This window comes from Glutamicibacter sp. BW80 (assembly GCF_002332385.1).
Lineage (GTDB): Bacteria > Actinomycetota > Actinomycetes > Actinomycetales > Micrococcaceae > Glutamicibacter.
Window position 1 is genome coordinate 1 of the sequence record NZ_NRGV01000045.1, and the last position, 12226, is coordinate 12226.

At 61.2% G+C, this 12226-nt stretch carries 9 protein-coding genes and 1 pseudogene; 4 read left to right on the forward strand and 6 right to left on the reverse strand.

Translation table 11 applies throughout. From position 1 onward, the window contains the following. Nucleotides 1-488 precede the first annotated feature (488 nt). Nucleotides 489-1664 carry an NADP-dependent malic enzyme gene (locus CIK76_RS12110; RefSeq protein ID WP_096286807.1) on the reverse strand — a complete coding sequence of 392 codons (1176 nt, stop codon included), beginning with the start codon at nucleotides 1662-1664 and terminating at the stop codon, nucleotides 489-491. Between the two features lie 380 nt (nucleotides 1665-2044). Here CIK76_RS12110 and CIK76_RS12115 point away from each other — a divergent pair, with 380 nt between their 5' ends. Together CIK76_RS12115 and CIK76_RS12120 are read left to right on the forward strand one after the other, a co-directional pair. Beyond that, complete coding sequence (locus CIK76_RS12115; RefSeq protein WP_096286809.1) at nucleotides 2045-2446, forward strand: helix-turn-helix domain-containing protein; 402 nt, start codon at nucleotides 2045-2047, stop codon at nucleotides 2444-2446. Nucleotides 2447-2593: 147 nt separating this feature from the next. After that, nucleotides 2594-3841 carry a PLP-dependent aminotransferase family protein gene (locus CIK76_RS12120; RefSeq protein WP_096286811.1) on the forward strand — a complete coding sequence of 416 codons (1248 nt, stop codon included), beginning with the start codon at nucleotides 2594-2596 and terminating at the stop codon, nucleotides 3839-3841. A 19-nt stretch (nucleotides 3842-3860) separates the two neighbouring features. Here the strand turns inward: CIK76_RS12120 and CIK76_RS12125 are convergent, their stop codons facing one another. Next, nucleotides 3861-4775, reverse strand: a complete 915-nt coding sequence (locus CIK76_RS12125; RefSeq protein ID WP_096286814.1) for a LysR family transcriptional regulator — start codon at nucleotides 4773-4775, stop codon at nucleotides 3861-3863. Between the two features lie 71 nt (nucleotides 4776-4846). Here CIK76_RS12125 and CIK76_RS12130 point away from each other — a divergent pair, with 71 nt between their 5' ends. Then, on the forward strand, nucleotides 4847-5908 hold the full coding sequence (locus CIK76_RS12130) for a putative sulfate exporter family transporter (protein ID WP_255248450.1): 1062 nt from the start codon (nucleotides 4847-4849) through the stop codon (nucleotides 5906-5908). 129 nt (nucleotides 5909-6037) lie between these two features. Here the strand turns inward: CIK76_RS12130 and CIK76_RS12135 are convergent, their stop codons facing one another. From CIK76_RS12135 to CIK76_RS12145, 3 genes are read right to left on the reverse strand one after another with little or no spacing between them, the layout of a single operon-like run. Further along, on the reverse strand, nucleotides 6038-6808 hold the full coding sequence (locus CIK76_RS12135; protein ID WP_096286920.1) for an IclR family transcriptional regulator C-terminal domain-containing protein: 771 nt from the start codon (nucleotides 6806-6808) through the stop codon (nucleotides 6038-6040). A gap of 45 nt (nucleotides 6809-6853) precedes the next feature. Beyond that, complete coding sequence (locus tag CIK76_RS12140) at nucleotides 6854-8704, reverse strand: sugar phosphate isomerase/epimerase and 4-hydroxyphenylpyruvate domain-containing protein (RefSeq protein WP_096286818.1); 1851 nt, start codon at nucleotides 8702-8704, stop codon at nucleotides 6854-6856. Then, on the reverse strand, nucleotides 8704-9576 hold the full coding sequence (locus tag CIK76_RS12145) for a shikimate dehydrogenase (protein WP_096286820.1): 873 nt from the start codon (nucleotides 9574-9576) through the stop codon (nucleotides 8704-8706). The genes CIK76_RS12140 and CIK76_RS12145 overlap by 1 nt, the downstream gene beginning before the upstream one ends. Before the next feature lie 158 nt (nucleotides 9577-9734). Between CIK76_RS12145 and CIK76_RS12150 the strand changes: the two genes are divergently transcribed. Beyond that, entirely contained in the window at nucleotides 9735-11075 is a 1341-nt protein-coding gene (locus CIK76_RS12150; RefSeq protein WP_096286822.1) for an MFS transporter, read from the forward strand. A 172-nt stretch (nucleotides 11076-11247) separates the two neighbouring features. Here CIK76_RS12150 and CIK76_RS12155 read toward each other — a convergent pair. Further along, nucleotides 11248-11997, reverse strand: a pseudogene (locus CIK76_RS12155) (3-hydroxybutyrate dehydrogenase). Between the last annotated feature and the right edge of the window lie 229 nt (nucleotides 11998-12226).

The window sequence follows — 12226 nt, forward strand, 5'->3', positions numbered from 1 at the left end:
CATGAAATACCCGGGCTAGCGTGAGCATCTATATCCGATCCGCTGGTTCCCACAGACTCGGTGCGCGGGAACGAGTTTCCGTTGCCGTGCAAGAAACTCCTGAACGGTTTCGTGCCGAGAAGGAGCACTCATTGGATGCGCATCGTTGGCGCATCTCCCGAGTCCGGTTGGCCAACCTCGATGACCCACAGGATGCTGCGCATGCCGCCTCCGGCTCGTTTTCGGGCCTCCAGTCACCGTTTGGTTCGGCTTTACGTAGTCTCCCGGTGCCAGCAGCGAATCCGAACAGGCCTAGTCTTTCGAACAAGGGGTCTCTCCCGCCGATGGAACAAGCCACCTATGGGTGAGCTAGATGGTGTCCATCCTCAAGGGCTGCTCCTGGCGCGGGATTCACCACGATCCGACCAGCGATAACTAGCCTTAATCGACGCAGCGCACCTGCTCTCGCCTTTTCGGTCTGAGCAGGTGCGCCGCGTTGAACAGCTGGCTTACTGCGCGTTCTTCGCTTCCGCGGCCACTGCGGCGGCAACGGCCGGCATTACACGGTCATCGATCGCCGAAGGAACGATGTAATCTGCGGCCAGGTCCTCGCCGACCAGATCGGCGATCGCGTGAGCCGCGGCTACCTTCATCGCCTCGGTGATCTTCTTTGCGCCCGAATCCAAGGCACCACGGAAAATCCCGGGGAAGGCCAGCACATTGTTGATCTGGTTCGGGAAGTCGCTGCGTCCGGTGGCCACCACGGCCGCGTAGCGCTTGGCGACCTCCGGCATGATCTCCGGGGTTGGGTTCGACAGGGCGAAGATGATGGCGTTCTCGTTCATCTTGGCCACCGCGGCCTCATCAAACTGCGAGGAGGACAGCCCGACTACAACGTCGGCTCCGTCCAATGCCTCGGCGAGGCCGCCCATGATGTCTTCACGGTTGGTGCGTGCCGCCAGTTCCGCCTTGACCGAGTTCAGGTCATCGCGGTCACGGTGGATGGTGCCGCGCGAATCGAGCACGATCACATCATCGACACCTGCCTGCAGCAACAGGTTGGTAACCGCGACACCGGCCGACCCGGCCCCCGAAACTACAACCTTCAGCGAGCTGATTTCGCGCTTGGTCTGGCGAGCAGCACCGATCAGGGCCGCCAGCACCACCACAGCGGTGCCGTGCTGGTCATCGTGCATGACCGGGCAATCCAGGGCTTCGATCAGACGCTTTTCAATTTCGAAGCAGCGTGGCGCCGAAATGTCTTCGAGGTTGACCGCGCCGAAGCTTGGGCGAAGGCGAATCACGGTTTCGACGATTTCATCTACGTCGGTGGTGTTCAGCACCAGTGGGATCGAATCCAAGCCGCCGAATTCCTTGAACAATGCGCTCTTGCCTTCCATTACTGGAAGCGATGCGGCGGCACCGATATCGCCGAGGCCGAGGACGGCGGTGCCGTCCGAAACAACGGCGACCATGCGTGAGGCCCAGGTATGGGTGGTGTGCTTGGCTGGGTCATCGGCAATCGCCTGGGAAACCTTGGCTACGCCCGGGGTATAGGCAATGGAAAGATCGCGCTTCGAATTCAGCGGCATCTTCGACTGGACGGTGAGCTTGCCGCCGAGATGGGCGTTGAAGATCTCTTCGTCGGTGATGGTCTTTAGGTCTTTGCTGGCTTCAATAGACATTGAAATACTCTACTTTCAAGAAAGTTCTGAATGACGAAAACGCAGTACCCACGAAACTTGTGGCATAGCGTAGGAACGCGCATGACCATTCATCCGACCGCAAAGGAACCCGAACCAACGCATTTAAGGTGGACATCAGGCTTCCATATACACAATTCCCGCGGCGTCGTTGCCAGGTAAGGCGAAACGCTCCGTCGCGGTGTGCCGAATGATGGTTGGTCAGTACTTTCTTTAGACCTACGTTTTCCACCATACGGGAACCGTTGAACGTGGCACAACCCCCGTTCGTCGCATTCGGTTAATATTCGCCCGAAGTTCCAGCGACCCAGTCCTTTACCGAAATCTATGCATCTTGACGTTTCCTCGGGCAAGATGAATACATGGCATCACCTACTTCCGCCCTTGGCCGGGTTCGCACCTTTGAAGCGCTGGATGAGAAAACTACGCAGCGGCTGCATCGCGCCCTAGCGGAGTCCAGCGACACCACGGTCTTCGTCAATGGCACGGCACTGCAGCTACCCAAGGACGCCCATGACGCGCTGCTTGAGGTGCTTAGTCGATTCGCGGCAGGTGAGGCCGTCAGTATCGGGACCACCGAGTTATTGCTCAACACCTCGCAGGCCGCGCAGATGGCCGGAATCTCGAATTCCTATCTACGCAAATTGGCTGATTCGGGCATTATTCCGGTGGAGTATCGCGGAACGCACCGTCGCATTCGACCTAGCGCCGTCCAAGCTTGGCTGGATCAGCGCCCGGCAGCGGGGTCCGAAAACAAGGAATAGCGCCAAAGATAAGGCACCGCTTCTTGTCATCTGGTAAATTTCCTGCTGGAATACCAAAGTAGTCTAATAGAAAACTTTGCCCGCAAGCCATCGCATGCGGGATTGTTCTTCCCGTTATCCACGGGCAGACGCCGGTCGAGGAGGACCATGTCAACGAATCAGTCAGTCGACGCACTGCGCACGACGCACGAAACGCTCTTCTCCGAGAGGGCTGCCGGGATCAAGCAGTCCGCGGTACGTGACGTCTTCGAGCTGTCGTTGGATCCTTCGCTGGTTTCGCTAGCCGGCGGCAACCCTTACCTCCAGGTGCTGCCGCTTGAAAAGATTGGCGAAATCTCCAAGCGGATCATCACCGAACAGGGCCATGTCGCATTGCAGTACGGCTCGGGACTGGGCACTCCAGAATTGCGGTCGCAGATTCTAGAAGTCATGGAAGCCGAGGGAATTGCCAACGTTTCGGTGGAAGACGTTGTCATCACCAACGGTTCGCAGTCGGCGCAGGATATGGCCTGCAAGGTCTTCTGCAACCCCGGCGACACGGTACTGTGCGAAGACCCCACCTATGTGGGAGCGCTGAACACCTTTGAGGCCTATCAGGTGAAGGCAGCCCCGGTGCTCACCGACGAAAACGGATTGGTTCCGGACGCGCTACGGACGAAGATCCAAGAATTGCGCGCTGCCGGCGAAAAGATCAAATTCCTCTACACCATCCCGAACTTCAACAACCCTTCTGGCATCACCTTGGCGGCCGAGAGGCGCCCGGAAATCGTGGACATCTGCCGCGAAGAAGGCGTGCTGATCCTTGAAGACAATCCTTACGGGATGCTGCGCTATGAAGGCGAAGCCGCCCCAACCCTGCGCAGCCTGGATGAGCAGAACGTCATTTATATGGGCTCCTTCTCCAAGATCCTCTCCCCCGGGCTGCGCATCGGCTGGGCCGCGGTACCAACCCACCTGTTCCGCCGTTTCTACCTGGCTGGCGAGGCGGTGGCGCTGTGCCCGCCAACACTCAATCAGATGATCATCAGCGCCTATCTCGAAGAACATGACTGGCGCGGGCAGATCCAGACTTACAACGAGCTCTACCGTTCGCGGCGCGATGCAATGCTCGAAGCCCTGGCCAAATATCTTCCGGCGGGAATCACCCATACGCACCCCGAGGGCGGGTTCTTCATCTGGCTGACCCTTCCGGCCGGGATCGATACCTATGAGCTGTTGCAGGAAGGCGTGAAAGCCGGCGTAATCTTCATTCCCGGTGCCGCGTTTAGCTCCTCGGAATCGGCGCACCACAAGCTACGCTTGGCGTTCTGCGCAGTGGATGAACAGACGATCACCGAGGGCGTGCGTCGTCTGTCGGCACTGCTGGAAACCGAGATTTCGAAGCTGCAGAAGTAGCTCTGGATCCGCCGGGACGCTAGGCGCTGGCGATGTCCAGCAAGGCTTGCTCCGTGGGGCTCAGCGAGTGGCTACGTACCCATATCGCACGAAATTCACGGAGCAAGCTCGGCCCGTCGAAGGGGATCTCGACCAGATTTCCAAGTCTCAGCTGACTATCGACGGCGAGCTGGCTCAGTACCGCCGGCCCCATGCCCGCGGCCACGCACTGGCAGATCGTTGAGTTGCTGTTAAACTCAGCGATCGGTTCGGGACGTTCAACGTGGGCGATATAGTCCAGAAACGCCCGCGTACCAGAGCCATCCTCGCGTTCGATCAGCGGCGTGCTCTGCAGCTCATGGAGACCGAGTGGCGTTGTGCGTTGCGCCCATGGGTGCGATGGCGCGGTGACGACCACCATTTCATCGCTCCATACCTTGTGATAGCGCAGAGACCGCGGAACTTCTGGTGTCTCGACAAAGCCGAAGTTCATTTCTCCGTTTTGAACCGCCAAGATGACATCTTGCGAGTTCATGATCCGCATCCGCGGCTTGACCTTTGAAAACTTCCGGTGCAGCGTGCCGATCCACGTTGGCGCGAGGTATTCGGCCACGGTCATGCTGGCGCCGAATGCGAGCTCGGATTCTCCCGGCGTGGCGAGCGTGCGGGCTCCGGCAGCCAGGTTTTCCAGCGAGATGAGCACCTCACGGGCCCACTGCACCGTGAGCACGCCCTCGGCTGTCAGCGTTGAGCCGGTAGTTTTTCGAATGACCAGCGGATAGCCCAGGCGGCGCTCGAGTGTTTTCAGCGCCCGTGTGGCGTTGGGCTGCGCAATCCCGGTAGCCCGCGCCCCGGCGCTGAGGCTGCCGTGATCCGCGATGCCTACCAGCAAGGTCAGCGATGAGATCTGGATCCATTGGGCGATATCCTGCATGACATTCGAATGCTGATCCATATCATGATCATATGCCCGTGATAGCGAATCAAGGAATACCGGCCGCAAGGCTCGCGTGAGAAGTTGAATATATGCCAAAGAACAGTCAGGCCCCAGGGATGAATGCGCAGCAACCTGCCACAGGCTCCTCCCCACAGTCATCGGGGGCAAGCAAACTCCGGATGGTGCTCCCTGGGCTCGCGGTCTGCCTCGCCGCCGGCTTGCTGTGCATATTCCTCAGCCAATTCCTCAGCGGGCTCAGCGCTCTCTTGCTGGCGATCATCCTCGGCGCGGTATGGCGCAATGTCGCACCGGTACCGCAGGTGCTGGATCCGGGCGTAGGCATCGCCTCAAAACAACTCCTGCGATTGGGTATCGTGCTGCTGGGTTTGCAGCTCTCGCTCGGGACGATTCTCGGCCTGGGCCCGGGAGTCCTGCTGGTAGTTTTCCTCTCCGTCTCCGTCACCTTTGCGCTGACACTGTGGGTTGGCGGGAAGATGGGCATGGATCTACCGCAACGCCTGCTGATCGCCACCGGTTTTTCAATTTGCGGCGCTGCTGCCGTTGCGGCGGCCGAGAACGTGACACGGGCCAAGCAGGCTCAAGTGGCCACCGCAATTGGCTTGGTCGTGCTTTTCGGAACGCTGATGATTCCTGCCATGCCACTGCTCGGAACCGTGCTGGGTCTGGACGATCGCAGCACCGGAATGCTAATCGGCGCTTCAACGCATGAGGTAGCCCAGGTTGTAGCCGCGGGCGGTTCGGTGAGTGCCGCGGCCCTAGCGGTGGCAGTGACCGTAAAGCTCGCACGCGTTGCCCTGCTGGCTCCGATCATCGCCGGGCTCGGCATTTACATGCGCCGCAGGCACTCGGTGGAAAGCGGCAAGAATCCTCCGCTCGTGCCACTGTTCGTCCTGGGATTTATCGCTGCCATGCTGTTGCGCACCACCGGGCTGATCCCAGATTCCGTCCTCGCGATTGCGCAGAGCGTACAGACGCTGCTGCTCGCAGCCGCGATGTTTGCGCTCGGCCTTGGTGTGCACCTTCGCAGCATCGTGAAATCCGGTGGCCAAGCCTTGCTCCTGGGCTTGGTCGGCACGCTGATCATCGTCTGTGTTGCTGCTGGTGGAACCGTACTCTACCCGCCCGCATAGGCCCGCGGTCCGTCCCGCTGCCCCGGGCAGATCGCATTGGGCTTCCAGCGCGGCTACGGATGCCCATTGCCCATTGCCCATTGCCCATTGCCCAGAATATTTGCCGACGGCTGATGCCAGTGAACGTGGCTAGTCCACCCGGCCTCCGAAGTCGCCTGCAATATCCTTCGCCGTCCGATATAAGGCCGGGAGCATGGATTCGGAAATCTTTGCCGCGTCGGCACGGCCCGACTGCACCGACACGTTCAGCGCTCCGAGCAGCTGATTCCCGCGGCGCACCGGCACCGCCAGCCCACGCAGCCCTTCGTCAAGTTCCTGGTTGACCAGCGACCAGCCCTGCTCGGCTACTCGATCCAGCTCCGCACGCAACTCCTCCAGGCTGCCCACCGTATGCTCGGTGTAGGAGCGCAGTTCAATGCCCTGCAAGAAATCTTCGCGTTCTCCGGCGGTCAGGTTCGCGATCAGCACGCGACCCATCGAGGTGGCCCAGGCCGGGAGCCGGTTCCCAATCGAGACGTTCATCTGATGCAGGCGCGGAGCCGAGACCCGCTCCACGTACAAGATGTCTTGGCCTTCGAGGACGCATAGGGAGGTGGTTTCATCCAGCTCGCGTGCCAATCGCTGCAGGTGCGAAATCGCGGCCCGCGGCAAGGTGAGGCTCGAAAGGTAGGAGGCCCCGACATCCAGAACTCGTGGAGTCTGCCGGTAGGTATTCCCAACGACCGCGAGATATCCCAGGTCAGCGAGGGTGAGCAGGAACCTGCGGGCAGAGGCACGCGTCTGATCGGTAGCCGCTGCCACCTGGGAGACCGTCAGGGCCGAACTTTCGCCTTTGAATGCAAGAAGCACCGCCAAGGTCTTCTCTGCTGACTTAACATAATAGTCAGGCTGCTCCGCCACGATAGGGGTCCCCATTTTCACTCGGTTATCTTGCCGCCCACATGCCTAGTGCCGGTCGAAACGGTTGTGTTCGAATTGCGCTGCGAGGCGAACCGGGGCGTTAGGAGCCCCATAGCCATCGTAGCCGTCACGGCGTTCCAGCACCTCGAAGAACATGTTGCCGACCGTGGCCGTGTAGAAATGCAGGAATTCTCCGTGCTCATCCCTGTCGTACAGCAGGTTCAGTTCCTTCAGCGTGGCCAGCGACCGCTCATCAATGCTGAAGCGAGCGGCTAGATCCTCATAGTAATTGGCCGGGACTTGCAGGAATTCCATGCCGGCCCGCTGTGCCCGGCGCGCCAAGACCACCACGTCATCGGTATGCAAGGCAACGTGCTCGGGGTATTCATGGTGGCTTTCGATCGCCGCTTCGAGCCCCTTGGGCACAATATTCAGTGCCAGGCGCACGCAGCCATCGTCGGTGCGCAGCACCTGGGAGCGGACCAGGCCCATGGGGCTCGGCACCTCGGTTCCAGGCCGTGCCTGCAAATTCAGCACGCTGGTGTAGAACAGCACCGATTCGTCAAAAGCCTGCCACGGCTGGGCGAGGTTTATATGATCGATCCCGGTGATACCGCCGTGCTGCGCTTCCTCCGGTGAGTGGCGGTGCGCGCCGAATTCGGTTTCCCATATGCTTGTCCCGGAAACCGATCCGAAGAACACTTCGGTGGCATCCGGGGCCCTGAAGCCCGCGAGCTCCTGTTCGTCGCTGGTGTGGTGCCGCAGCACCGGCTTGGCCAGCAAGTCGGTTGCGCGCGCACGCCCGGCGTCCGGGTCCGGGACCTGCACGCCGAGGCCGGATACGGTTGCGGTCACGCCGCGGCTGCGTTGCGAGTTGACGATGATCCTTGCGTTTCCGGCGCGCCAGAGCTGCACCGGCTTGCGCCGATGCTGGCCGAGGAACGCGAACCCCAGTTGGGCGAGCATTCCGGCGATCAGTTCCGGGTCTTCGGTGCGGATCTCGGCGAAGTCGAATCCGATGGCTTGCTGGACTCCGGGCAGTGCATCAAGTTCCAGCGGGTAGTCCTGCGCAGTAGCGCCGAGCAGTGCGGCCGTGCGGGCCTGCAGCCAGATCAGCGAACGCAGCCCGTCCACGGCCGTCCGCTCGACATTCGATTGCCTGAACACATCATTGAAGATTTCGAGGGAAACAATTCCGGAGTACCCCGAACGCACCAGGTGGCCCAGGAACGCATCCAGCTCGAAGCCGCCCTCACCGGGGAACACGCGGTAGTGGCGGGACCAGGACAAGATATCCATGGTCAGCACCGGGGCGTCCGCAAGCTGGACGAAGAAGATCTTCTCCCCCGGGATCTGGGCGATCTGCGCCGGATCGTCCCCGCGGGAAAGAATATGGAAACTGTCGATGCACAGTCCCACATTTTCGCGGTCCACCAGCTTCACGATCTCCCACGAATGCTGGTAGGTGTCCACATATTTGCCCCAGGCCAGCGCCTCGTAGGCGATGCGCACCCCGTAGCGTGCGGCCACATCCGCCAACCGGCGAATCTGCTCGGCAAACAGTCCGTCATCATCGATGGTCGCCGTTCCCACGTTCGAGCAGAGCAGCATGAGATCCATGCCCAACCGTTGCATGAGCTCGAACTTCGCTTCGGCGCGGCGCAGATTTGCCAGCAGCAGCTCTTCTTCCACGCCTTCGAAGTCACGGAAGGGCTGGAACAGATCCAGGGTCAGGCCCAACCGGTGGGCAAGCGCCTTGACCTCCTCGGGAGACATCGGGCTGACGGTGAGATCCTGCTCGAAGATCTCGATTCCGTCAAAACCTGCCTTGGCGCAGGCAAGCATCTTTTCTTCCAGCGTGCCCGAGAGGCACACCGTGGCGATCGAGGTGCGCATTAGAATCCCGCATCCAGCATCTCTAGCAGGTGGGCGCGCATCCGTGCCGCGTCTGGGGTCAGCCCGGTGATGATGCCAAAGGCGTCCACCGCCTGGCCAACGGCCATATGTCCGCCGTCCAGCACCTCGCAGCCGAGGTCGCGGGCCGCGGTGATCAGTTCGGTATCCACCGGACGATAGACGCAGTCGGCAACCCAATGCCGGGAGCGGAGCCCGGAAATATCAAGTGGCAGCCCCGGGTGGTGATGCATTCCGATGGGACTGGCGTTGAGCAGCCCATCGACCTGTGCCAGTAGCGCCGGCGCCTCTTCGGCGCTGGCCGGAGTGATGCTGGCCTGCGGGAAGTGGAGGGCCAGTTCCTTGGCTCGTTCGCTGGCCCGGGAGATATCCGGATCGACCAGGAATAGTTCTTTGACTCCCGCGTCGAGCAGGGCGAAAGCGACGGCCGCGCCGGCACCTCCGGCACCGAGCTGCAGCACCTTGTCCAGCTTGGCCCCGGGAAGCCCGGTGTTCAGCGCCCAGCCGAACCCGGAGGCATCGGTGTTGTAGCCGTGGAATTTTCCGTCCTTGATGAGCACCGTGTTGACCGCGCCGATGGCCTGGGCATTTTCACTGATTTCATCCAGCTGCCCGATGACCAGCTGTTTGCATGGGTGGGTAATGTTGAAGGCGTTGAATCCCAGCTCGGCACCGGACTTCAACAGCTGGCCGACGTCTTCGGCGGGCCGGCCAAGCACCGTCAGGTCGATCGGCCGGTACAGGTAGCGCACCGCGTGGGCGTCTGCTTCTCGTTCGTGCATGGGCGGGGTCAGCGAGGGCAGGACGCCGTCACCTATGAGTCCGACTAAAAATGACTGAGCAAGAGTACTCACCGAATTACCCAACTTTCCGTCATGCTTGACGCAGATATTGCCTCAGCTGTGATTTGCATCTACCCTATATCAACGTACACATTCCGTACAACTGTACGGATAGCGCACACTGTTTTTGATTTCAGCGTTCGCCCTTCAGCAAACAAAGGAGTTTTCCGATGCCATCCACACGTGAACCGTCGGCGTCCGAGGTGCCCGGCACCGGGAAACGCACCCCCGTCAAGGCGGCCGTTGCCAGTTTCATGGGAAGCGCAGTTGAATACTACGACTTCTTCATCTTCGGCTCCGCCGCCGCACTGATCTTCCCGCACATCTTCTTCCCCGACGCGGATGCCAATGCCTCGGTGATGTCGCTGGCCACCTTCGGCTTCGCCTACATCGCCCGGCCGATTGGCGCGGTCGTCCTCGGCCACTTCGGGGACCGCATCGGACGCCAGAAGGTGCTGATGTTCACGCTGGTGCTCATGGGCGCTTCGACCTTCGCGATCGGCTGCCTGCCAACCTTCGACCAAGTCGGTTGGCTCTCCCCCATCCTGCTGGTCCTCGCCCGACTTTGCCAGGGCCTCTCGGCGGCCGGAGAGCAGGCCGGAGCCTCCTCGATGACGCTGGAGCATGCACCCGATCGCCGACGCAGCTTCTTCACTTCCTGGACCCTGACCGGCACCCAGGGCGGACAGATCCTCGCGGCCCTGATCTTCATTCCCGTGGTGGCACTGCCCGATGACATCAAGTACGGCATCGGCTGGCGCATCCCGTTCTGGCTCTCCGCGGTAGTTGTCCTGGTCACTTTCTTCATCCGCCGCTCGCTGCACGAGACCCCGGAATTCGAAGAGGCGAAGAAGAACAACAACATTGCAAAGCTGCCGCTGGCGGTCCTGCTGAAGTTCCACTGGAAAGACGTCTTGCGCGTGGTGCTGTGCGCGTTCATCGCCGCGGTATCCACCGTGTACGGGACCCTGGCCATCTCCTACGGCAAGAACATCGGCAATATCGATGCCTCGATCACGCTGTGGCTGGTGGTTGCCGGCAATATCGGCGCGCTGCTCACCCAGCCGCTGTTCGGCATGCTGGCCGATGCCATTGGCCGCAAGCCGGTGTTCATCTACGGTGCGCTCGCCTCGGCGGCAGCCATGCCGTTCTACCTGCGCAGCATGGAAACCGACAACACGGTGCTGCAGTTCGTGCTGTCCCTGGTGGTCTTCTCCTGCGCCTACTCCGCGGCCAACGCGGTCTGGCCAAGCTTCTATGCCGAGATGTTCTCCTCCAAGGTGCGCTTCTCCGGCCTGGCCATCGGCACCCAGCTCGGCTTCCTCATGGCCGGCTTCGCACCGTCCATCGTGGCGGCCATGGGCGGCCTGGAACCTGGCGGCTGGGTCAAGATCAGCCTCTTCACCGCGGGAATCGCGCTCATCGCGGCGATCTCGGCGCTGACCGCCAAGGAAACCTACCGGGTGCCAACCGCGCAGCTGGGTACCACTGCCGAGCTCGTGCGAAAGTAGCACTCGCCAGGCAGCAAGTAAGCGAGGCTCGGCTCCCCGGAGAACGGGAGCAAGGCCTCGCTTTTTGCTGTGTTCAGCCACAAATCAGAACACTTCGGATTCGCCGCCGCAGCGGTGCGTCCCGACCGCGTAGTGGGCCAGCCATCGTTTCGAGCACGGCGGCTGGCGGCACTCACCGGGCGCTCCACCCGCCGTCCATGGCATAGGAGGTGCCGGGGACCATCCCCGCCTCATCCTGGGCCAGCCAGGACACCAAGGATGCCACCTCCTAGGGCTCCACCAGCCGCTTAACCGCCGCTTCGGTGAGCATGATCTTCTCCACCACCTCGGACGGGGCGATGCCATGGAGCTGGGCCTGATCCTGGATCTGCTTCTCCACCAGGGCGGTGCGCACGTAGCCGGGGTTGACGCAGTTGCTCGTCACCCCATGCTCGGCCCCCTCCAACGCGGTGACCTTGGATAGTCCTTCCAACCCGTGCTTGGCCGACACATAGGCGCTCTTGAATGCGCTGGCTCGAATGCCGTGCACGCTGGAGACGTTGATGATGCGCCCAAAACCGCGTGCATACATTCCGGGCAACGCCGCACGGATGAGCAGGAAAGGCGATTCGAGCATCAGCCGGTGAATAAGCCGCCAGGCCTCGGGATCATACTCGTGGATCGGCGCAACGCGTTGCACCCCGGCATTATTGATCAGAATGTCGGTATCCAAGCTGAGCTCTTCCAGCGTCTTCGTATCAGCCAAATCAACCGCCCAGGCCTTGCCGCCCAGCTCCTGTGCCGCCGCGCTGGCTGCCTGCTCGTTCAGATCCGCGACGGTGACAACTGCACCTTGGGCGCCCAGCCTTCTGGCACAGGCCAGCCCGATTCCCGAAGCACCCCCGGTGACCAATGCGGTACGTCCGGACAATCCGCCGCGCACCCGCCCGTGCTTCGTCTTTGTTTCGGTCATCTGGCTCAACCCTCCACGGTCGGTTGTGCGTTGAGTGACTCCAACGCATGGACAATAAATTCGCTTTTTCTTCAATCACCTCATCGGGGACCTCGGGACCGCGCTACTTGCTCAACTGGTAACACTCCTTCCGCGATGTCCATGCCGTGGCTACGGAGTGCTTCGGGAGAACCGAATTCAACCCGCCGGATGGTCTGAT